The organism is Aureispira sp. CCB-QB1, assembly GCF_000724545.1.
In the GTDB taxonomy this organism is placed as follows: Bacteria; Bacteroidota; Bacteroidia; order Chitinophagales; family Saprospiraceae; genus Aureispira.
The window spans coordinates 186,009-210,265 of the sequence record NZ_JHBV01000042.1 but is presented as its reverse complement, the minus strand read 5'-3'; the positions used below and the strand labels follow the sequence as shown (position 1 = coordinate 210,265).

Genomic DNA, 24,257 nt, shown 5'->3' with positions numbered 1-24,257 from the left:
CTCTCTTAACCAAAGAGAGTTATCACCAAACTACTAATTCTATAAAAATTTCTACCTAAAAAGCAGGACGTTCTGGTTTATTTCCAAGTACTTCTTCTATTGCGGCCATTACATCTGGAGTCATTTGATCCAACAAATCAATAGATGTTAATGTCTCTTGTAGATGATGCAATTTAGACGCGCCTAGGATAACCGTACTAACATTAGGATTACTTAAACACCAAGCTACAGCTAGTTTTGCAACAGAGGTTCCCAAGTCATCGGCTACTTTGGACAAACCACGAACCGTATTCAGACGTTCTTCTGTCAAGGAGCGCTCTTTCAACCACTCTAAACCATCCATTCCTAATCGAGTATCCTCTGTACTTTTCCCATCAATATATTTATTCGTCAAAACACCAGATGCCAATGGAGACCAAATAGTTGTTCCTAATCCTACCGTCTTGTATATTTGAGAGAATTCTACTTCTACTTTAGCTCTGTGAAACATATTGTATTGAGGTTGTTCCATAGTTGGTCCTATCAAGCCATATTTTTCGGCCACCATATGCGCCTCCATGATTTCTTGTGCCGACCATTCTGATGTTCCCCAATAAAAGATTTTTCCCTGCTGAATTAGTGTGTTCATCGTACGCACTGTCTCTTCTATTGGCGTATTTTTATCTGGACGATGGCAGAAATACAAGTCTAAATACTCTACTTGCAAACGCTTTAAAGCAGCTTCACAAGCTTCTATCAAGTGCTTTCGGCTCAAACCAGTCTCATTCGGCAACGAATTTCCATCCCCAAAATAGGCTTTACTTGACACCACATAAGAGCTTCTTCTCCACCCTTGCTTTTTCAGAATTTTTCCCATCACCAATTCTGATTTTCCACGAGCATAAATCTCTGCATTGTCAAAAAAGTTAACTCCTTTGTCATAAGCATCAACCATTAAATCTTCGGCAACATCATCTCCAATTTGTTTTCCAAAAGTCAACCAAGAACCTAAGGAAAGAGCACTTACTTGTAAACCTGATTTTCCTAATCTTCTATATTCCATTATGATAATTTTTTAGGCTTTGTTTGTAAAATGATTCCATCTTTTTCCTTTACAAACATATCCTTATGAGTGATTATTTTACAATTACGTTTCTAAACAACAAAAGCCGCTTATCTGTTGATACAAATAGCGACTTTATTCTATTTTTTATAAGAACATTTTTAAGCTAAAATTCTAGACTCTCCCTTTTTCAACGCCTTCTGTCCTTCTTCTGTATTTAGGACTTGCTCCAAAGAAATAATTTCTTTGGCAGGCTCTTGATAATCCCTTAACATTAGTTGCCACCACCCTACTCGGTGCGATTTTCCTAGCTTGTATCCCACATTGTCATACACCCCCACAGGATGAAAACCAAAACGCTCGTGAAAATTAACACTTGGTATATTGGGGAGTGTAATACCCGCCAATACACTGCGATAATTTTGGCATTTGAGTAATTCAATTAAAGACGAATATAAAGCTGTGCCATATTTTTTAGTTTTAGAATCTTCCCGAATATAAACGGACATCTCCCTAGTCCATTTATACGCCTCTTTGGCGCGGTGGGCACTAGCGTAAGCATACCCTAGTACTTCTCCATTCGATTCATAGACCAAGCACGGTGCTTCTTTCTGAATGGTTTGAATTTTTTTTGTAAACTCTACTAAGGTGGGGACCTTCATATCAAATGTAACAGCAGTATTTTCTACAAAAGGAGCATAAATAGCCAACATTTCGGCTATATCTGACTCTTGAGCGATACGAATCATAGTGTTATCTTTTCTTAGGTGTTCTGTAGGACAAAATATTGGTTATCAAAAGAATATTACCAATACTATAACAATACACTTTATTTTAAGTAAAAAAGCATTCTCCATAGTTAGTAATTTTCTATATCTTTTGCAATTTTCTAGCCTATATTTTTTTCATTTTCTTTAACAAATAATTAAATTTCATATTCTTATTCTTATCACTCCATACCAACATCGTATTCAATTGATTACCAATCAGAACAACTCCGACATTACAAAACAACAAAACATTGATAATCAATAAAATACAACATTACTTTATACCAACTGAGTCTACCGAGCAAGCTTTTGCTAGTCGTACACAGGAGCTATTTACGATCGCAGCGAGCTACAACGTAGCCTTATCAGAGGTAGTAACCGATCTAATCTACGAAGTATTAAAACGCTATTAAAAAAAGCGCAATACTACATTTCCTCCTTCAAGTCATGAAAAATCTATTTAAAAAGACAGTTCTGAAGTTGTTTTTCTAAAATATCCCTTCTTAAATGCTTTCCAATAAATACTATTTTGGTAACTCTTTCTTCTCCTTCGTTCCAATCATCTCCTGCAGTAAAGACACACATTTGCTTCACCGATTGTACAATAGTTCGTTTATCTTGGTATTGGAAATTCATAATCCCCTTGACACGATATAAATGTTTCCCTTGGATCATTAAAAGAACATTCAACCAATGTCTAAATTTTAAAACATCTAAGGGTTCTTTAATTATAAAACTTTGCGTGACAATATCACTGTGATGATGATGTGCATGATCATGTGCAGGACAAGATGCATCACATTCGTGATCGTGGTCGTGATTATGATCGTGATGATGATGTGCATGAGCCTCATTTAATTTTCGCTCAACCTGATGAACATCATAGGCATTCAAAGTCAATAAATTAGAGGACACCTTTCCATAGTCACAATGCGTAATTGCCGCAAAAGAATTCGCTTGTTTAAGAATTGTTTCCAATTGTTTGATATAATCCGCAGAGACTTCACTAGCCTTATTGATAACGATATAATCTGCAAACGTAAGTTGACGTTTGGCCTCTTCTCGATCTTTCAGAATATCTTCTGCATGATGTGCATCTACCAAACAAATTGTGGCATCCAAACGAAAACGACTTTGAATAGCTGGTTCTGCTACAAAAGCAGCCGCAACTCCATCTGGCTCGGCAATTCCAGTCGTCTCAACAATCAAATGATCAAACTCATGTTCACCATTGACTAAGTCTACCAATGTCTGCACCAACTCACCATTTAGGGTACAACAAATACAGCCATTAGACATTTCAAAAATACCACTATCTGCTCCTACTACCAACTCATTATCAATTCCTATATCTCCAAACTCATTTTCAATAATAGCAAATTTTGTATTAGGGTTGGTAGAAATTAGATGATTCAGTACAGTTGTTTTTCCTGCACCTAAAAAACCTGTTAGTATGGTCACGGGAACCCTATCTTCACTCATTTTTTTTTATTTTAAGTATGCTTTTAAGTTCTTTGGTCATTCCCAAATACGAAAAATTTTATAAAATCTTATTTATTGTTTTTTGATTACACCTTGGTAGGAAACAGATAACTATCGACAGAAGTAAGAAGCAATATTTTCTGTTGTAATTTCAGTCAAAAACAAACGCTCGTACTGTTTTAATTTATTAAACACACTTTGGTCTGTTGAAATCAATTCAAATTCTGCCTTTCGGATCAGTGTTTCCATTTGAGTGGTTTCCCCTGCTACTTTTTTCTGCAAACAGCGAAAAACTTCTCCATCATCCAAATAAAAAACCGTTTGAGTCGAAACCTCCTCAGTTCCCTGCCAAACACCTTTTTCATAAACGGCTAAACTAAGCTCTTTTCCTCTATAGTAAAAACTAACAAACTCATTCCTCCCCTCTTCCGATAGCGCAAAACGCATTCCTTTCGTTTCTTGATTGTCTTTAATATAAGTCAAAATCCCCCCCGCAAGATTATTACAAGCATAAGAAAGCTCTATGCGTTGAAAATCTTCTGAACTATCCACTACTTTTTGCAAAAGAGTTCGGTTGGCGACTTTATTTTCCAAGGCACGCTGCTCTGGAGACATGATCTTTTCAGGTACAATCAAACTTGCTTCTGGAGCATCTTTTAATGTGTCTGAAGAAACCGTTTCCACACAAGAAGTTAACAAAATTAGACAAAGAAAGGTTATAAGTTTCGACATGTTGTCGGTTTGATGATTCTACAAAATAATCTCCATTTCGAGTTACGTACTTCTGTACAATATAAATTACCAAATTAATGCTTTTTAGGTAGAAGGGCAAATATTTTTATAAACAAAAAAGAATGGTTGCACCTACCAAAGTGCAACCATTTAATATAGTTATCTTAAAAGTACTTTGCAAAAAGACAACTACTCGAACCTATTTTATACAAATCACATTATTCAATTACTAATTTACTGCTTTGGATACCATCTTTGTTTTTTACATTAATCAAGTACAATCCTGCTGATAATGTCCGAACATCCAATTGGTTTTTATTAACACCTTCTATCAATTCTACAGACTGTGCGGGCATTACCTCTTGCCCCAATGCATTAAGAATGGATACGGTTACTTGTTCTACTACCTTTGAGTTAATTTCTAGTGTTACCACCTTATCTTGAGCAATTGGGTTAGGGTAAACATTTAGGGTAGATAATGGCGTATTCAAACTGGTAACAGAAGTACTAAGCCCCGTCTCAAACAGCACTTCACTAGAACTCGTATTGGGATCGCAGAAACTCACAGCATTCAAAGGAGTTACTTTCCATTCGTATTTGCTACTAGGCTTTAGGGAAACTGATAAATTAGGACTCGTAACAATAAAATCTAATTTGTCACCATTTAGCAACGGGTTTCCTAATGCATCGACTTGATACACATAAACATGATAAGACGTAGCCCCTGTTATAGCATTCCACGAAAAGTTAACCGTATTATTAGGCGTTGTTATATTTTGTACTGGGTAAATAGTAGCAACTTGGCTGGTTATTAATGTCGCTGTAGGTGCTGGATACCTAGTTGCCAAACCTCTAGATGCAATATCCAACTGCATGGCTACGGCTTGTTCTGCGGAGAATGTATTTTTACAATTTGTACTGTAATAACTCATAATATTTTCTGAAGATGTTCCCGTTACTGTTGTATAAGGAGCCTCCAATTTGATATCAAAAGTGCAACCTGCAATCGTGCTCTTTTGTTTGTACAAATTCGAGGCAGGAAGTGTTGTGGTTCCGGGAGGCAATGGTGTTGCCACTTGAATAGTCCAAGACTCTGATGCAACCAGTCCTGTTATTTTATGATATAATCTTTCTTCAACTTCAACAGTAATACCACTAGAAATAGTTGTAGTCCCTGAATTTAGCAACTCCAAAGAAGACATTTCTGTTGTATAAGCTCCTCCTGGAATAACTCTATATTCTGCGGGTACAGTTGCTGACTTAGAAACATCGGGAGAACCGCTTACCACGATATTTTGATCTAAATAGTAATCTCCCATAGAAATATGTCCTATTTTAACCTGATCCATTCCAAGACCTATTAAGTTCGAATTTGTCTGTAAGTTGTAATCTGTTGTATCGGAATTTCCTATAGTATCTTTCCACATAATAGTTGGCGTACCTCCTTGCGGCGTAAAAGAGGTTTCAACAAGTAACAAAGTTTTGGGAGGAAAATATGTACCTACAAAAGCATTTGTTGTTAACAACTCTGTAAAAGCAGGATCATCCTCTTTCATACTAAAACGTGTGGCAGGACGAATTAAATCTGGACGAAACAGTTTTCCTGTAGGATCGACTGCTGCAGATGCATGCTCGCAAAAATGTGTTCCTCTATTGTAAACACCTCTATAATATCCAAACAAATAACTAGGATCTGTGTCACAAAATCCATCGCCTGCGATTTGACAATTTTCTTGCCCTCCTGTTCTTGGCAATCGCTCTACGATAGCACCATTAGGTAATTCTTTAGGGGTACGTCCTCTAGAATTAGCCGTTACTGTGCTATAATCTTGACGTTCCCACCCCGCAAAAGTATGTGGTAAAGAGAAAAAATGCCCAGCTTCATGTGTTAAGGTATAAGAATAACCATTAACAGCATCTTGAATGGCATAAATAGCATCGAGATTAGGATCATAATACCCCAAAATTGTTCCACCTTGTGGACTGATAATTTCATTACCAATAAATATGTTCACGACACCGGGCTCTTTTAGTAAACCCATAAAATAAGACCCCATGCCACTATTTTCATCATTCGTATACAATAAATCTTTATTAACAAAATTAATGGGCTTGTACATATAAAACTCTACATTGATAGGGGCAAAATCTGAATTTAACTTGCAAAGGTTATCAAGCACATCTTGTACCTTTTCTCCCCCTGTTCCATCTGTTTTATTGACAATATGAAATTGAACAGGAATATACACCGTATTGTTGCCACTGCGAGCTTGGTTATAACGGGACATTAAACTACTATGTTGCCTTCTATTATCTAACATTCGTTGTTTAATTTTTTCCCCATATTCGTAAGAGGTTCCGCAATCCAAATGTTGTGCTTGCAACCAAAAACTCGTTGCCATTAAGAGTAATACAACTCTAAATGCTTGTAAAAAGTAGTATGTCATCGTTCCTTAATTTTGTAATAATGTGCTGCAAAGAGGTACTTCTTATTTTTATAATGTGCATAGGGCTCCTTCTATTGCAACTCTCTAACTAAAAAATATTATTACTTAAATATAAAGGAAACTCAAAACAGATAAAAGCACAGAAATCAAGCTTTCTCATTTTAGACAACATCAAAACTTCGATTTTTAAAAGCTTCTAATATTTTTTTCTCAAAAAAAAAAGCTGCCTGAAATCATCAGGCAGCTCTTATTTATGGATCGTTTTGTGTTTAACGTTGTAACATGATGTATCCAGAATATTGGTCTCCTACTCTACCTTCATCTGGGTTTGACCCAGTACCAGTATAGCTAGTATCGTTCAACTTTAAGATATAGAAGTACGTTCCATCTGGCAAATCTTGTCCATTAAATTGACCATTCCATCCCGTTGGAGCCCCTTCATAAACTAATGTTCCCCATCGAGAGAAAATTTGCATGGTCGCATTCGGATAATTATTGGCACAACGAACAACTACCTCGTCATTTATGCCATCTCCATTAGGAGAAATTCCTTGCGGAATGAAGCACTCAAAATCAGTAGTTACTTCAATTCTTACTTGTACTGTATCGCAACTATTCGGACATTGAACATCGCAAATAGAGTAGTACATTGTATCAATACCAAAGAATCCAGAACGAGGATAATAATTTAAAGTTCCTGTAGCTTGATTCAATCGAATCACGCCTCCTTTGGTACTATCAATAACAGATAACAGATAGCCACTTGCATTTGGATTATCATTGATAATAATACTATTACCACCATTGGTAGCTCCTGTTAGAGAATCTCTAAATTCAATTGTAAAGTAATCATCTCCACCAGTAGGAATAGCTTCATATGCTACAATTGCCGTATCTCCTGTTGCAGAAGGACAACCATTCATTGAAACGGTTAACATATAGTTACCAGCACTTGCTCCTGACAAGAATAATTGACCAATAGTCGTTGTATCAATAGTTCCTGATGGACTTTCCCAGTAATACAATACTGGAGGGAAATTATATGTAGAAGTATCTTGCAACTCTAACAAATCTCCTGCACACAATGGCTCTGTGTAGAAAACATCTGGTTGAGGTGGTGTTGGGCTAATCACAACATTTACAGTACCAGTGTTCGAACAATTGTTCACATCAGTAATAGTCAATGTGTACAGACCAGCAAATGCTTGCGTTGTATTTGGTCTTGTTGGATTAGGTAATGTTGTATTAAATCCTGCTGGTCCAGACCAATTGTAAGTATTTCCTGGTGCATTATTTAATAATGTCAAAGTTTGACCTTCACAAGGCAAGTTTGCTGTTGGCACTGGTGCTACTGGTAAATCCAAAACATCAAAATTAAATCCAACTGCTGAGCTATCAAAACAAATTGCTGGTCCTTCTATAACTTGTATAGACATAGAATATACCCCACTATCGGCAGCAGACATATTTGGTATAATCAAAGAATCAGGACTATTAGAAATCAAATTCCCATTAAAATACCAATTGTAAGTAATTGTTGTTCCAATGTAAGTAGCTCTATTAGCTAAGTAGATAGTAGCACTATCGCCATCACAAGGTTGTACACCAGTCAAGACAGGAGGCTGAACTTCGTTCACATCTAAATAAACAGAATCAGAAGCAGGACATCCATTTCCTGATGGTGGTGTGATGGTAAATATTTGCCATCCTTCATTAGCAATTGTTACGTTTGATACGACCGTATCTCTTGTTGTTGGATCAGAAGTTATTGGTCCTGCTGGACCTGTCCATGCATAAGAGTAGTTGATACCATTTGGTGGCACACTAGCGCTCAATGGCAATACATCTCCTTCACAAAGCACTGTATCTTGTGTTGGCAACAAAATTGTTGGGCGCTCCAAGAATACTCTTGCTGTATCTTGACAAGTTCCCATATTACCACTATGATCAATTGCTGTTACGGTAAAGACTACATTTCCAAGATCCGTACAAGTAATTGTATCAGGTGTCACAAATATAGTATCAATACCACAGTTATCACCAGCCGAGTTGATGACACCAAATGGATTAGAAGTATTTGCTTGCAACACAACACTACCAGCATTGGTTAAGTTCACATTGACTCCTCTACAATTTAATGCAGGCGGTGTTGTATCTCTTACGGTTATTGTTGCTGTACATGAATCTACATTTCCATTCACATCAGTTACAACCAATGTAACAACATTTTGTCCAGTATCAGCACAAGTATATTGAATAGAACTAGCCCCATTATTAAACAGTATGCTATTGATTCCACAAGTATCAAAACTACCATTATCCACTTGAGAGGCTTGTAATGTTGCCGTTCCACTTACATTACTCAAATAAAGGTCAATATCTTGACAACTCACCACAGGAGGTGTTTCGTCTTCGATAAGAAGTGTTACGGTACAGTTCGTTGTATTACCCGCCGCATCGGCTACTGTCAGTAATGCAGGTGTTGGAATTCCAGCTCTAGTACAATCAAATGTATCAACAGCGACTCCATTAATTAAATGAGATACAATACCACAGTTATCAAAACTAGCACTATCCAATTGATTGGCATCGACTGCTGCAATTCCATTAGCATTTAATAGGATTGGCAACGAACCATAACAAAGTGCCGTTGGATCAGTATTGTCTGCGATTGTAAAGTTGGCAGTACAAGTACTACTATTTCCTGATGGGTCTGTCAAAGTCAAGACTGCTTGACGTTGACCAAGACTATCACAATCGTAAGTAATACTAGTTTGCCCATTAATCAAGGTATCCACAATGGAACAGTTATCTACGTTAAATGAGTTCAATTGCGATCCTGTAATTTCAACTACTCCTGCCGCATTCAAAGACAGTGTTCCTAATGAAGCACATACTGGATTTCCTTGCGCTGGTGCAATTGTATCTAATACACGAACCAGTGCGTTACATTCATCAAAGTTACCACTTGGGTCTTCTACTCTAATTACTACTTGATGAGTAATATTGATATCGGCACATGTAAAGGTTGTATCTGTCAATCCATCAATATACCAAGTTAAAATGGTACATGAGTCTGAAGCACCTAATGCTAGGTCTTCAGGATCAACATTTACCAAACCATTTTGTCCCAAATAAACTGATTGAGTTGTCCCTGTACAGATTAAATCTGGATCAGTTTGATCAATTACGTCGATGTTTGCCACACAAGTACTTGTATTTCCGTATTGATCGGTTACGCTCAAAGTAGCCGTGGTTGGTGAACCAACATTGCTACAATAGAAGGTATCTCTCGATTGCCCATTAATAGCATAAGTCAAATTAAAGGAACCACAGTTATCGAAACTATTGCTATCAATTTGGTTGGGTGTCACTTCTACAAAGCCATTAGGATCGAGTACAGCAACAAATGATGTACAATTGGCTACAGGAGGAATGGTGTCTAATACTTCAATAGTTGCTACGCAATCATCGGATAACCCTGCCGCATCGGTTACTGTCAAGGTTGCTTGCTGCGATACCCCAACATTATTACAAGTAAAAATAATCGAATCTTGTCCGTTAATCAACCAAGATACAATACCACAGTTATCAAAACTAGCACTATCAATTTGCTGTGCTTGCACCCAAACATTACCGACTGGATTTAAGTATACTGGTATCGTTGGACAAATAGCAACAGGTGTTGTTGTATCACTAATATTAACAATTGCATTACAAGCTGAAGATTGATTTCCTGATTGATCAATAGCAATCACCTGAATTTGGTTACCACCAATATCCGCACAAGTAAAGTTTAAGGTATCCAATCCGTTTCCAAGAATTGAATCAATACTACAGTTATCATTAGAACTTACTAACAAACTACTAGCTGCAATTGAAGCTTGCCCCGAAGAATCCAAGGTCAAGTTGGTTATAAATCGACAGTTAACAGTTGGATTCGTTAAATCTTGTACATCTACAATGGCATGACAAGTATCTGAATTTCCATTTTGGTCTATGACCGTTAGTACTGCTGTATTTTGTCCAATCATAGAACAAGTAAACGTATCTCTTGCTTGACCATTGATTAGGTAAGATGTTATACTACAATTATCACTACTTGGATTAGACGTACTATTTAAATCAAATGCATTCGCAAAGAACTCTCCTGTATTTCCAGAAAGTACAGCATTGATTGGTCCTCCACATCTAGCAATAGGTGCCACTGTATCTTGTATTGTTATGGTTGAAATACAAGTATCCATATTTCCTGAAGAGTCCGCCACTGTAAAGGTTACTGTAAACGGTGCACTGATAACATTACAGCCAAATGACAAGCTATCTTGACCATTGATCTTAAAGCTGCTAGAATCAATACCACAATCATCAGAACTTCCAAAATCCAGTTCAATTGCATAAATCGTTACAAAACCGTTAGAACCTATTTGTGCCGTATAGCTACTTCTACAAACAGCATTCGGTGGAGTACAATCTTGTACTGTTACCGAAGCATGACAGGTATCCGTATTTCCATTGACATCTTGACGTTCTAGAATAACTGTTTGTATTCCCAAATCGGCGCAAGTAAAGATAACGTTATTAGAACCATTGATCGTTTGTATCGCAGATAAACCACAAGCATCGGTTGTTCCTCCATCTACATCGGCGGCTGTAACATTCACAAATCCTCCGCTAACACAAACAGATGTATCACGACAAACCATTGTAGGCGGAATTGTATCTAACACTTCAATATTTCCATTACAAGAACTTGAATTTCCATTAACATCAACTACTGTCAACGTTACGGCATTAAATGGTCCCACGTCTGCACAAGTCAAAGTATCTGGGTTAGTAAAAGTTGTATCAATGCCACAAGCCTCTATAACATTTGCTGTTATCCAAGCTGGATCTACTGGTAATAATCCGTTTGCATCCAAGTATTGTGTCGTAATACCACAAGTAATAGATGGAGCAGTTACATCTTGAATATTGACTGTTGCAGTACAACTAGAAGAATTTCCACTTGCATCAGTTGCCACTATATTAATAGTATTTGCTCCTACATCTGCACAGGTATAATTAACCGTTGTTCCTCCATTCAAGGTCAAAGAGTTAATACCACAAGCATCTGAAGCACTGTATAAACCAGCTGTAGCAGAATCGACAGTAGCATTACCAAAAGCATCTAAATCAACTGTAATTGTATTACAAGAAAGCGTTGGAGATACAGTATCTAAAACAGTTAAAGTTGTTGTACAAGAATCTGTATTACCGTTGACGTCTGTTGCTATTAAGGTAATAGCATGTGTTCCCACATCGTTACAAGTTACTAAGTTCGGTGCCCCTCTAAAACTCAAGTTAGCAATTGTACAATTGTCAGTTGTTCCTCCATCAAACATAGATGCATTCACAGGTGCTACTCCTCCTTGGCTCAAATTTAGAGTAACTGGTTGACAAGCCATATTTGGTCTTACAGTATCAACAACATTCACTTGAGCAGAGCAGTTATTAGTATTACCACTTTGATCTTCTACAGTCAAAATAACGCTATTAGGGCTACTATTAACATGGGAACAATCAAATGTATCTTGTGAAGCAGTGTAACCAACAACATTACAGTTATCAGTGCTTCCCCCATCCAAATCAACTGGATTTAAAACGGCAATTCCAGCAGTATCTAAAAATAATTGAACTGGCGTTGTTGTACAAATTGCTGTTGGGTCAACATCATCTACTACAGTAATCGTAGAAGGACATGTTGCCGTATTACTACTAGGATCTTGCATAAATACTGTCGCCACATTTGGTCCTAAGTTAGCACAAGTAAATGTAATTGAATCTTGCCCATTGACTAACATGGTATCAATTGAACAATTATCAAAACTACCTGGTGCTAAGTCAGTAGCCGCTAAGGTTATAGTACCATTCGCATTTAGTTGAGCTGTTGGGTTAGAACAGAATGGCGTAGGATCTGTTGTATCCGCCACATTTACTGTCGCAGTACAAGTACCTGCATTTCCACTAGAATCGGTTACGGTTAGTGTAATTGTATTGCTTCCTATGTCGGAACAATTAAATGTAGATTGGCTTAATGTTCTATTAGCTATTGCACAATTATCAAAACTACCATTATCAATAGCAGCAATCGTAGTTGAAACCGTACTACCTACTAAGAATAAATTTATAGGCGTTGGTCTACAAATAGCCACTGGTGCAACTGTATCAACAACCGTTACTTGTGTCGTACAAGAATCTGTATTACCACTTTGGTCAGTTACAACCATGGTAACAATATGGGTATTGTTTGGTATATCACCACAATCAAATACTGTTTTAGACAAAGTATAAGTAGCAATATTACAGTTGTCTGAACTATTGTTATTAACATCAGCAACCGTCAAATTACCATTGCTTGTTACAGCATCTAGTATTACAGTTACCATGCTATTACAAGAAGCATTGGGTGCGGTAACATCTTGTACTAAAACAGTTGTTGTACAAGAATCTGCGTTTCCACTTTGATCGGTTCCAGTTAGTGTTACGTTGTTAATTCCTATATTGGCACAGGTCATATTAACAAAAGGACCATTATTAATGGTATAAGTAGGTACACTACAATTGTCTGAACTTCCTCCATTAATATCATTAGGAAGAACAATCGCATTTCCAGTACCATCCAATTGAACGGTATCTGGGCGACAAACTAAGTTAGGCGGTGTACTATCTCTAACTATAACTGTAGTATTACAAGTAGAACAATTATTAGAACCATCACAAACTGTTAGTGTAACAGGATTTGGATTCGTTCCTAAGTTAGCAGAAGTAAAAGTAGCATTTGGCAAACCTCCAACTCTAAATCTTAAAGAACTGCTACAGTTATCAGTACTACCGTTATTAAACGTTGCCGCAGGTACAGAAGCAAAACAAGTATTATCTAAGTATATTGTACGAATATTAGGTGCAATACAATTGGCAACAGGTGTTATCGTATCTAGTATTGTAATATTTGCCGAGCACTGGGCTGTATTACCAGCACCATCTCTAATCAATAGTTGTGCTGTATTCACACCAACTTGGTTACAGCTATACGTTACGGATGGCAAGTTATTAATTCGTCTTGTGAACGAACAATTGTCTGAACTTCCTGCATCAATATCTGTTGGGAAAGCTGTCACTACGCCTGAAGCATTTAAGTATAAAGTCGTATCGTGACACAACGCAGTTGGATTGATATTATCTGCTACAATTACATTTGCTACACAAGTATTTTGATTCCCCGATTCGTCCAAAACAGAGAGTGTTACTGCTGTATTACCAATATTGGCACAAGTAAAGAAGAATGAATCGACACCATTCACTAACATTGTATCCAAACCACAGATATCTGAGCTACCATTATTTACATTGGCAGGTACAACAAACCCATTTCCAGAAGCATCTAGTTGAACGGTAAAAGGAACTGGACGACAACTTGCTGTTGGTGCAACAGTATCTTCAACAGTTACTGTTGTTTGACAAGTCGCTGTATTTCCAGTTGCATCTCGAACAACAACCGTAACGGAACGTGGTCCTATACTATCACAATTGTAAATAATATTAGTACCTCCACCTTGGAAACTAGTCGTAACAGAACCACAGTTATCTCCTGTAGCAGGAAATGCCAATACATCATTTGGTGTAATAGCTACTGTTCCTGAAGCCCCCAAGTAGGCATTGGTAATTTGGCAAGAAGCCGTTGGTGGTGTATTATCTACTACCGTTACAGTACTTGGACAAGATGCCGTATTACCAGAAGAGTCTCTTACGGTTAAAACAGCTCCCAATGTTCCAACATCTGTACAAGTATATACTTGGTTAGGAGATCCATTAATAAGATATTCTACCAATCCACAGTTATCGGTACTAGATGAATCTATATTAGCAGGTGTCACTGTTGCTAAACCATTAGCACCTAGTGTAGCGACATAATTAGATTCGCACAGAGCTGTTGGCATTACGGTATCAACGACATTAACAACCGTATTACAAGACCCCGTATTCCCTGATGCATCTCGAACAATCAGTGTTGTCGGTTGTGGTGTGAAGATTGCCGAACAAGTAAAATTAGCAGAAGTAATTCCGACTACATTTACAAAGCTATCAACCACACTACAATTATCTGTACTACCTGCGCTCAATTCTGCTGCTGTTACGGTTGCAAGACCTGCATTATTCAAATAAACTGTGGGCGTTGCACAGTTGGCCACAGGATCAATATTATCGACAACAGTAACATTAGAAGCACAAGTACTTTGATTTCCATAAGCATCCTCTACTGTTAAAATAACTTGATTTGGATTGGTTGCAATATCAGCACAATCAAACGTTGTTGTTGGATTTCCATTAATAAAGAAATCTAGGTTATTACCTGTACAAACATCTGTACTATTATTATTCAAGCTATCCGCCACTAATGTTGCTACCCCTGAAGCATCCAAGTTGACTGTAAAATTTCTACAGATTGCTGTTGGAGGAAAAGTATCTAAGATTGTTACTGTTGCTGTACAAGAGTCAACATTACCACTAGGATCAAATACATGCAATGTAACAGTTGGATTCGTTCCAATGTCTGAACAATTGTAAGATATACTCGCCACACCGTTGATATCTCGGCTAAGAATCGAGCAAGAATCTACAGAGCCATTGTCTACATCCGAAGCGAATAAGGTTCCATTTCCAGCAGCATTAAGATAAACCATTACATTTTGACAAACTGCTGTTGGTGGAACTTGATCTACCACAACAACAATTGCATTATCACAAGTATCTAAATTACCAGAAGCATCTGAAACGATTAAAGAAACCGTATCTATTCCCAAATCGGCGCAAGTATACACAGGGTCGGGACCAGTATGCACATTAATCCAACGTCCAGTAATTGGTGGACAAACATCAAAACTACCATTGTCTAACCGAATAGCAGGCATTGTAAATGGTCCATTTCCTACAAACGCAGTATCTTGACCACAAACAGCTGTTGGTGGAATGGTATCTATAATGTTAACAATAACACGACACGAATCCATATTGCCACTAGGATCTACTCCTCTAACAAAAAATTGTTGCGGTCCTGTTACACAATTAAAATCGACAAAAGGTCGCCACGGGCTACCTGGAGTTATATTTCTTACTTCTTGCGTTACGGGACCACAGTTATCTGTCATTGGAACCGAAGTTGCATAAAAAGTATCTCTACCATTGGCATCTAAATACAGATCCGTAAAGATGGTTCCGAATGGTTGAGAACAATATGGGATTACTGGTGGTGTGTTATCTGTAACATTTACCAAACTCACACAATTATCAACATTTCCCAGATTATCTCTGATTGTCATGGTCACTGGCACTCGTGCTGCTAGGTTAGAACAATTGACCGTAGCTGGCGTAAATGTAATATCATCTACTAAACAAGAGACATCACTCAAACTATCTAAATCGGGAAATTCAAACGTATGCACACCTGTCGCTCCCAAATTAACAGTAGGAAAAGCTTGACAGGTTGCCGATAAAGAAGCTGGATCACAAGTTATCAAAGTAATACAGTAAGAATGTATACACAAAGCAGGAGAACTATTTCCTGGGAGGTCATCGATAGCTCCCACTGACCAGTTTCCTCCAGGCGTTTGACCACGATAAAAACTTAAAGGATCGTTGTTTGGTGCGATGGTGTCAGAACCTGTTGGCGTCACTGGAATTACAGAAGATGCCCCATCTCGAAATACGGTTCTAGTCGTAATTACGTTGGATGTTCCTACAAAGGTATTGGTTGTTCCAGCAAAACCAGAAGTTGCATTGGAAGCTGCTAAATAACGAGCTCCTCCAATAGGTCCTGCAATTTGAAATCCTACATCGCCTAAGTTTACAGGGCTTCCAGTAGGAGAAGTACAAGAGCCATCGTCTGTTTTTGACCAGACAATCTCTACGATAACATCGGCAACCACATGACCAACAGGTATTTGCCCTGCGCCTGGTCCTACTGTAAAGTTTACAGAAGGAAGCAATGTTCCTGATGTGTTGGTATAACTTAGCGTTGGACCAGAATAACATTCTGTTGTAATTCGTTGAAAGTTCGTCGTTTGAGCATTGAGATAATTAAAACTCAATACCATAAAAACAACGACCAAAAACCTACAACAATGCGATAAGGTAAATTTCTTTTTCATATATTTCTATAATTTTCTGTGCATACTTAAGGAACAAAAATAAAACAAATTAGCACATTCTTCTAATTTGAACTGGAGTTTTGGAATTTAGTTTTTGTCAATGCTTTTTTTTGTCAAAAGTTTGATTCTGTCATCTAAGTTAAAAACCTGAAAACAAAGCATCCAACTACTTTTAATGGGTTCTATTTTTCACTCCAAATAGCTTCTAAAAGCATCTGCTTTTTATTGTATTTTTTCCTATTTTCTACCTATATATTGGGTATATGGAATGACCTCGAAAGAGGTAACCTTTTAGAAAGAAAATATTTTTTATTTTTTCGTTTGTTCTTCCATTAATTGTCTGCCATCAACAAAATTGATTGCTGCCAATAGTTTTAGTCATAATATTGTATTCGTCAGCTCTAAAATAAAATTCCTCTGTTTTCCTCTTATTTATGAGAAGAAGCTTATTTTTACAGAAGCTTTTTAACCTCCCTTTTGAAGTCATGTTGTTCCATTCTTTTTTAGGGAAATATTGTGCAAAATGTAGACAGGTACTACAGAGTTGTTCCTTTTTAGTCGATAAGGTCTAAGTTTGGCACCTAGGTCAACACTTACTGTTCACAACCTTTTTTATACATTGTCATTATAATTCATTCACACTAAGAAGTTTTTAACGACTTCTACACAAAACTAACTTCGATGCGTTCTACTACCCTTATATTATCGTCCTTTTTACTTAGTTTATTATTATTTACTTCTAGTTGTACCAACTACATTAGCTGTGGAGGAGATAAAGAAGCTTTTGTAGACAATTTTTACAATTTTATAGAAGAGTTAACCAATGAGCAAAAACAAGGAACGATCTCCGATAGTCAGTGGGAAAGTTATGATGCTAAGTTTAAGAAATTAACCGAAGAATGTTTTCCTCAGTTTGAAAAAGAGCTTACCACAACGGACCAATTAGGGGTTGCCGCTTCTGTCGCAACTTATTATTATGCCAAACATGGAATGGGCGCCATGATAAAATTAGCACAGGCAGAACTAGCCATTCAAAAAGTATTGTTAGAAATAGATTATACCGTTTTATTTAATGCTGCTACAGAAATTCTCAATAATCCTGATGAAATTCATCAAATCATGGATGATTTAGAAAAGCGTTATGGAAAATAAGTTCGAGCACCTGTAAAATTAGTAGTTATTACCATAAGAATACTAACTGCTCTCTATGCTGATTTTCTTTCCTTCTTCAGCCAAAAAGCTGTCCTTAAACACAGCCCTTGCCTCTGCTAACAAAGGCTCTAAATTGCTGTATCGAGATGAAAAATGACCTAGAATCAATTGCTTTACCTTTGCTTGTGCCGCTATAGTAGCAGCCTGTTTTGCTGTCGTGTGCATTGTTTTTTCAGCCTTGAGTAACATATCGTGCATAAATGTTGCTTCATGGTACAATATATCGACCCCTTTTATTAAGGGAATTATAGCTTCTGAATAGATTGTATCGGAACAATAAGCAAATTTCCGAGGGGCTGTACGAGCTTTGGTTAATTCTTGATGGGGAATAATTCGACCATCCGCCAATGTATAATCTGCGCCTTTTTTGATGGCAGGAATAGCTGTATGTGGAATTTGATAAGCATCTATTTTTTCCTTTATGATATTAGCTGGACGTTCTTTTTCTACAAACAAAAAGCCATGACAGGGCGCTCGATGCACCAAGGGAATCGAATGAACTGTAACCGCACTATTCTCAAACAATATGGTTGACTTCGTAGAGTCTGTGGTATGAAAATGCAATGGGAATCGTAAGGTTGTTCCTAGTTGAATTTCAACGATTGCTTGCAAATCTTCTGGGCTGTATATGTGCAAAGGCTTCTTTCTCCCGATTAAGTCATAGGTCATTAGTAATCCAACCAAACCAAAGGTATGATCGCCATGCAAATGGCTAATGAAGATATGGTTGATTTTGCTTTTCTTGACTTGGAATTTCAACATTCTAAATTGTGTCCCTTCACCACAATCAATCAAAAAAGATTCTTTCCCTATTGTTAGTACTTGAGCAGACAAATGCCTTCCATGAGCAGGAGTAGCAGCATTGGTTCCCAAGATTTGCAATTCAAAGTTCATATTTCTATCCTATAACGCAAAAAGCACCCATAAACATTTCAAACAAGGAAATGCTTATGAGTGCTTTAATATTTTTTATGGTTGTTGAAGAGACTGCTCGATGATTAATCTTCTTCCTCTTCAGTCGTTTTTTCACTTCCTAGTTCGCTCTTAAATGCTTCCATCATAACATATTTAACAGCATCACTCAAGGTCTCTTTAATTGTCAATACACTATCTAGTCTAGAAATTGTGATTAGCATTTTAACGCTAGGGTGTACTAACCCTGTTAAAACAAAAGCATTTCCAGATTCTGCCCACAGACGATTTCCTGTCAATATGGCACTCAATCCTGAAGAATCGACAAACTTAGTGTTTGACAAATCCATGATTAAATTTTTAATACCTGCATTGTGCAGTACAATAAGTTCTGCTTTTAAATCTGGTGCTTTCAGAGAATTTAAATTTTCTTCTGCAAGGGTCAAAACCGCGTAATCATCTTTCTTATCAACAGAATATTTCATAAAATTTGGTATTTCTTTATCAAAAATAAATGTACTAAATTTTTTATTTCTCCAAATAATATTGAAGTAACAAAACTTTTTAATAAAATTTTTAGTGTATTAACATAGGCACACAACAAATAACTACCTTTTAATCAACCTAGTAAGGCTTCTTTTGTTTCTATACACTATACAATAGTACTGCAAAAGTAAGTAAGTTATTGGCTAATGTAATCAATTTTCTATAAAAAATACAAAATTAGCTTGGCACTATTTTCGTCAGTAATTACAAAGTAGACGTTATTATATTATAATAGACAAATACCTGACAAAATTGTTGCGAGATAGATAGAAACTATTATTAGATATCGTAGATAAAAGACAAAAAAAAATCAAAAATTTTCCTTTTCTGAAAATATTCTCTACCTTTCTTTGTAAGAAAACGAGGACAAAACTTTTTGACTAAAATTATTGTTCTTGTTAGGAACACGTCAAATTAGAAATCATAATACCCATAAATCTAAAACTATTTACTAGACCCTTGGTCTAGCAATTTATAAACTAAAGATATGCCTAACAACAGATTTTCTCCCAAAGTAAAAGAGATCATCTCACATAGTAGAGAAGAAGCTCTTAAGTTTGGTCATGATTACATAGGTACAGAGCATCTTTTATTAGGAGTATTAAAAGAGCCTACTAGCCTAGCTGTCCGTGTTTTAGAATCACTTAATGTGGATTCACATCAATTAAGTGTTGCTGTTGAGAATTCAATTAATCAAAACACCAATACATTACCTACTTCTTATAATATTGGGAATTTACCATTAACAAAGCAAGCTGAAAAGGTTTTAAAGGTAACTTTTTTGGAAGCTAAGCTACTAAAAAGTGAGCTTATTGGAACAGAACACATTTTGCTATCTGTTCTAAAACACAAAGACAACTTAGCAGCTCGTGTATTACTACAATTTAATGTCTCTTATGATGTTTTCAAAACAGAATTAGAATTTGTAGGCACTGAAATTAATCCTGATATCACTTCTGATTTGCCTGGTGGCGAATTTGACGATGAAGAAGAAAGTGCTGGTAGCGGCGGAGATTCTGGTCCTCAATCTCGTGGTAGAGGAAAAGGAAAATCGCATACGCCTGTTTTGGATAATTTTGGACGAGACATTTCAAAACTTGCTGAAGAAGATAAATTAGATCCTATTATTGGTAGAGAAGTAGAAATCGAACGTGTTTCTCAAATTTTGTCTAGACGAAAAAAGAACAACCCTATTTTGATTGGGGAGCCTGGTGTTGGTAAAACAGCAGTAGTCGAAGGATTGGCGCTACGTATCCACCAACGCAAAGTTTCTCGTACGCTTTTTAACAAACGTATTGTGATGTTGGACTTGGCTGCACTAGTGGCTGGAACCAAATATCGTGGTCAGTTTGAAGAACGAATGAAAGCGATTATGACAGAACTAGAAAAATCACGGGATGTCATTCTATTTATTGATGAAATTCACACGATTGTAGGGGCCGGTGGTGCAACAGGATCGTTGGATGCTTCTAATATATTTAAACCAGCCTTAGCTCGTGGTGAATTGCAATGTATTGGTGCTTCTACACTTGACGAATATCGTCAATATATTGAAAAAGATGGTGCTTTGGATCGTCGTTTCCAAAAAGTGGTTATTGACCCTCCTACGCCTGAAGAAGCCGTTCATATTTTGCACAATATCAAAGAGAAATACGAAGAGTTTCATCATGTATTATACTCTGATGATGCGATTGAGGCTTGTGTGAAGTTGAGTGATCGCTATATTTCTGACCGTTTCTTGCCAGACAAAGCTATTGATGTTATGGATGAAGTAGGGGCTCGCGTCCATCTTAAAAACATCCATGTTCCTAAACACATTGTTCAATTAGAAGATGAAATCGAACAAACCAAGGAACACAAAAATCAAGCAGTTCGAGATCAAGAATATGAAAAAGCTGCTAATTATCGTGACAAAGAGTCTAAATTGATCCGTCAATTGGAACAGGCAAAAAAACAATGGGATGAAGAGGCTAAAACAAAACGTTATCCTGTTGAAGAAGCCGACATCGCTGAAGTAGTTTCTATGATGACTGGCATTCCTGTAAGTAGTGTTGCAGAGAACGAAAGCCATAAATTATTGAGTATGACAACGGATCTGCAAGGTGAGGTTATCGGACAAGACGAAGCAATTCTAAAAGTAACCAAAGCAATTCAACGCAATCGTGTTGGACTAAAAGATCCCAACAAACCAATTGGTACCTTCATTTTCTTGGGACCTACTGGAGTTGGAAAAACAGAATTGGCAAAAGTATTGGCTCGTCAACTATTTACATCTGAGGATTCTTTGATTAGAATTGACATGAGTGAATACATGGAGAAATTTGCTGTTAGTCGTCTTATCGGTGCGCCTCCAGGTTATGTAGGCTACGAAGAAGGGGGACAATTGACAGAAAAAGTACGCCGCAAGCCTTACTCAGTTATTTTATTGGACGAAATTGAAAAAGCACATCCCGATATCTTTAATATCTTGTTGCAAGTGTTAGATGATGGTCAATTGACAGATGGTCTAGGTAGAAAAGTAGATTTCAAAAATACACTGATTATCATGACCTCTAATGTTGGTGCTCGCCGCCTAAAAGACTTTGGTCAAGGGGTTGGGTTTGCAACTCAGGCTCGAAAAGAAGATTCTGATAATAATGCGAAAAGTGTTATTCAAGGAGCATTAAAACGTACGTTCTCGCCAGAGTTCCTAAACAGGATTGATGATGTAATTGTCTTTAACAGCTTAGATCAAGCAGATATTTTCCGCATTATCGATATTACCTTAAAAGATTTGTACAAACGTATCCAAGAACTAGGCTATAGCTTAGAATTGGACGAAAAAGCGAAAAAATTCTTGTCAGAAAAAGGCTACGATCCTCAATTTGGAGCTAGACCGTTGAACAGAGCTATTCAAAAATACTTGGAAGATCCTTTGGCAGAATTTATCTTGAACAATCAAGCTACTTTAGAGGAAGGGGCAACCTTGATTGCAACTTTGGGCGAAGAAGATGAAATGATTATTACAGTTAAGAAAAAGAAAAAATCTACTAAAAAATAGATTTTAATAAGAATACAATAATGTATGCCAACACTCCCAAAAGTGTTGGCATTTTGTTTTTAGAAAAAATGCCTCAAAGCAAGCATTTTAGGATGAGAACTTTGAATCAATTATCTTTTTTTCTGTAGAAAAAAGTTATTTTTAATGCATGAAGCAACGAATTACCTTATATAGCATCGATGACTTGGAAACTGTAGATGACTACGAAGAAATTGTTTGTATTCGGACAAATAGTTACTACAAATCTAAGCGTTTTGGCGAGTTAATTAGTAAATGTATTAACCTCGAAGAACTTTATTTTTTAGAGAGTTACTTTAGAGTCACTATTCCCGCTTCTATCCTGACACTTCCTAAACTACAAACATTGGTATTTAGAGGAGTAGAAGCAAATGCTATTTTGCCCTCCATCGGAAAGTTAAAATGCTTAAAAACCTTGGGCTTGCAGGAGCATTCTTTGTCCTCCATCCCTCGATCCCTTGCTGATCTTCCTCGCCTCGAAGAATTGGATTTTAATGGCTCTCATTTTGAAAACGACATACACGAATGGGCTGTCCTCAACTCTATTAAATCATTAAAATACGTCAATTTATTGCGTGCCAAACTAAAAGCACTTCCTGTAGAGATTGCAGAGCTGCATACTTTATCTGAGTTGGCACTTCCTAAAAAACTTTATAATCAACTAATTAAAAAGCATCCTATTTTTTGTGCTAACATCCCTTATTTGTATGGTCATAGCACATTAGAAAAGAAGTATTACTATAATTTATTAAACATTTGCCGAAAACATCAATTTGATTGGACTTTTAGAGCTGTTTTGTTCAATTTGTTAGCTGGTAATATGACCAAATTAGATCGTTTTGTTACGCAAGAAATGATTTTGAAAACAACTGATATTAAGTTGTTGGAGATTATTAGGCTCAAAGCTTTAGAGTATTATCACAATAGATGGACAAAAAATACGACTTCTCCCCTTCTAAAAGGTGCACAACTAGCTGTTGCTGGCAAAATTGGCATTAACAAACAAGAGTTGCGCAAAAAACTGAAAGCACAAGGAATTAAATACAGTTCTAAAATAACATCCCAAACTACCCATCTACTGCTAGGGCAACTATCTCATGGTGCTTATCTAGATGCTTTGGAGCAACAAATACCAATTTTATCAGAACAATATGTTTTGAATTTTATCAATAGTAATTCGGAGCAATACTTAGTAGATGATGCAGATGTCAACACGGAGCATATTGGGCAACTATTGTTATCTGGTCAAGATGAAAATATTTTATTAGCCTTAACGCTGTTCAAACAGGGAGGTTTTCCGATGGAATTGCTTACAGAGTTGTTCTTGGCGCATCGACAAACCGATAACAACGCCATACATCGAGAGTCAGAACGTCTAATTCGGCAATATGGCTCTATTAATCTTGTCGATGAGCTCAAAAAAAATCAAGTCATTTTTTCAAAATATGCATCTGAGGTAGGTATAAAACGCAAATTAAGAAGCTTGCAAAGGCGCACAGAATTGGATTGCTTAAAAATAGCTTGGCACGGATACAAAACCTATAAAAAAGGGTTTACCTTTCTTTTGTCAGAACTCCCTCAAAAAGAAAGCATTGAACTACTTAGAGAACGCGTCAAAGACAAGCAATTGTCTCTTTCTCAAATTGGTCTAACAACCTTGCCAACTTCGCTCTTTGAATTAGATGAATTGGAAATCTTAGATTTATCTTACAACTATCAATTGCGATCTATTTCTACTAAATTGCTCCCCAAACTCAACCAATTAAAAGTCCTGATCTTAAAAGGGAATTATAACCTTTTAGAAAACAAAAAATTACTCGAAAAAATAAAAGAATTAATACCCAACTTGCAATTAAAATTATAGGGATG

The 24,257-nt window shown here is 36.8% G+C and carries 11 protein-coding genes; 3 read left to right on the top strand and 8 right to left on the bottom strand.

Annotated elements, in window-relative coordinates:
* Window positions 1-55 precede the first annotated feature (55 nt).
* The 6 genes from CG11_RS23065 to CG11_RS23040 all read right to left on the bottom strand — a co-directional run bounded on the left by CG11_RS23065 (window position 56) and on the right by CG11_RS23040 (window position 16,660).
* Window positions 56-1,042, bottom strand: a complete 987-nt coding sequence (locus CG11_RS23065; RefSeq protein WP_052599214.1) for an aldo/keto reductase — start codon at window positions 1,040-1,042, stop codon at window positions 56-58.
* Between the two features lie 161 nt (window positions 1,043-1,203).
* On the bottom strand, window positions 1,204-1,791 hold the full coding sequence (locus CG11_RS23060) for a GNAT family N-acetyltransferase (protein ID WP_052599213.1): 588 nt from the start codon (window positions 1,789-1,791) through the stop codon (window positions 1,204-1,206).
* Between the two features lie 477 nt (window positions 1,792-2,268).
* Window positions 2,269-3,294 carry a GTP-binding protein gene (locus CG11_RS23055; RefSeq protein WP_052599212.1) on the bottom strand — a complete coding sequence of 342 codons (1,026 nt, stop codon included), beginning with the start codon at window positions 3,292-3,294 and terminating at the stop codon, window positions 2,269-2,271.
* A gap of 111 nt (window positions 3,295-3,405) precedes the next feature.
* Entirely contained in the window at window positions 3,406-4,026 is a 621-nt protein-coding gene (locus CG11_RS23050; RefSeq protein WP_052599211.1) for a hypothetical protein, read from the bottom strand.
* A 218-nt stretch (window positions 4,027-4,244) separates the two neighbouring features.
* Window positions 4,245-6,473 (bottom strand): zinc-dependent metalloprotease, encoded by a 2,229-nt coding sequence (locus tag CG11_RS23045; protein ID WP_052599210.1) that lies wholly within the window; start codon window positions 6,471-6,473, stop codon window positions 4,245-4,247.
* A 269-nt stretch (window positions 6,474-6,742) separates the two neighbouring features.
* Entirely contained in the window at window positions 6,743-16,660 is a 9,918-nt protein-coding gene (locus CG11_RS23040) for a gliding motility-associated C-terminal domain-containing protein (protein WP_052599209.1), read from the bottom strand.
* Window positions 16,661-17,341: 681 nt separating this feature from the next.
* On the opposite strand from CG11_RS23040, the gene CG11_RS23035 reads away from it, so the two are divergent.
* Window positions 17,342-17,812 carry a DUF6565 domain-containing protein gene (locus tag CG11_RS23035; RefSeq protein WP_052599208.1) on the top strand — a complete coding sequence of 157 codons (471 nt, stop codon included), beginning with the start codon at window positions 17,342-17,344 and terminating at the stop codon, window positions 17,810-17,812.
* 42 nt (window positions 17,813-17,854) lie between these two features.
* On the opposite strand, the gene CG11_RS23030 is transcribed toward CG11_RS23035, so the two are convergent.
* Together CG11_RS23030 and CG11_RS23025 are read right to left on the bottom strand one after the other, a co-directional pair.
* On the bottom strand, window positions 17,855-18,766 hold the full coding sequence (locus CG11_RS23030; protein ID WP_052599207.1) for a ribonuclease Z: 912 nt from the start codon (window positions 18,764-18,766) through the stop codon (window positions 17,855-17,857).
* A 104-nt stretch (window positions 18,767-18,870) separates the two neighbouring features.
* Window positions 18,871-19,269, bottom strand: coding sequence for an STAS domain-containing protein (locus CG11_RS23025; RefSeq protein WP_052599206.1), 399 nt, complete (start codon window positions 19,267-19,269; stop codon window positions 18,871-18,873).
* 548 nt (window positions 19,270-19,817) lie between these two features.
* On the opposite strand from CG11_RS23025, the gene CG11_RS23020 reads away from it, so the two are divergent.
* Together CG11_RS23020 and CG11_RS23015 are read left to right on the top strand one after the other, a co-directional pair.
* Window positions 19,818-22,370 (top strand): ATP-dependent Clp protease ATP-binding subunit, encoded by a 2,553-nt coding sequence (locus CG11_RS23020; protein WP_052599205.1) that lies wholly within the window; start codon window positions 19,818-19,820, stop codon window positions 22,368-22,370.
* Window positions 22,371-22,518: 148 nt separating this feature from the next.
* Complete coding sequence (locus CG11_RS23015; RefSeq protein ID WP_052599204.1) at window positions 22,519-24,252, top strand: BRCT domain-containing protein; 1,734 nt, start codon at window positions 22,519-22,521, stop codon at window positions 24,250-24,252.
* Window positions 24,253-24,257 lie beyond the last annotated feature (5 nt).

What these genes read in the sequence shown, in the direction of transcription:
- CG11_RS23065 (WP_052599214.1), bottom strand. Translation starts at nt 1,042, where the DNA reads ATGGAATATAGAAGATTAGGAAAATCAGGTTTACAAGTAAGTGCTCTT.
- CG11_RS23020 (WP_052599205.1), top strand. Translation starts at nt 19,818, where the DNA reads ATGCCTAACAACAGATTTTCTCCCAAAGTAAAAGAGATCATCTCACAT.
- CG11_RS23035 (WP_052599208.1), top strand. Translation starts at nt 17,342, where the DNA reads ATGCGTTCTACTACCCTTATATTATCGTCCTTTTTACTTAGTTTATTA.
- CG11_RS23045 (WP_052599210.1), bottom strand. Translation starts at nt 6,473, where the DNA reads ATGACATACTACTTTTTACAAGCATTTAGAGTTGTATTACTCTTAATG.
- CG11_RS23060 (WP_052599213.1), bottom strand. Translation starts at nt 1,791, where the DNA reads ATGATTCGTATCGCTCAAGAGTCAGATATAGCCGAAATGTTGGCTATT.
- CG11_RS23025 (WP_052599206.1), bottom strand. Translation starts at nt 19,269, where the DNA reads ATGAAATATTCTGTTGATAAGAAAGATGATTACGCGGTTTTGACCCTT.
- CG11_RS23015 (WP_052599204.1), top strand. Translation starts at nt 22,519, where the DNA reads ATGAAGCAACGAATTACCTTATATAGCATCGATGACTTGGAAACTGTA.
- CG11_RS23055 (WP_052599212.1), bottom strand. Translation starts at nt 3,294, where the DNA reads ATGAGTGAAGATAGGGTTCCCGTGACCATACTAACAGGTTTTTTAGGT.
- CG11_RS23030 (WP_052599207.1), bottom strand. Translation starts at nt 18,766, where the DNA reads ATGAACTTTGAATTGCAAATCTTGGGAACCAATGCTGCTACTCCTGCT.
- CG11_RS23050 (WP_052599211.1), bottom strand. Translation starts at nt 4,026, where the DNA reads ATGTCGAAACTTATAACCTTTCTTTGTCTAATTTTGTTAACTTCTTGT.
- CG11_RS23040 (WP_052599209.1), bottom strand. Translation starts at nt 16,660, where the DNA reads ATGAAAAAGAAATTTACCTTATCGCATTGTTGTAGGTTTTTGGTCGTT.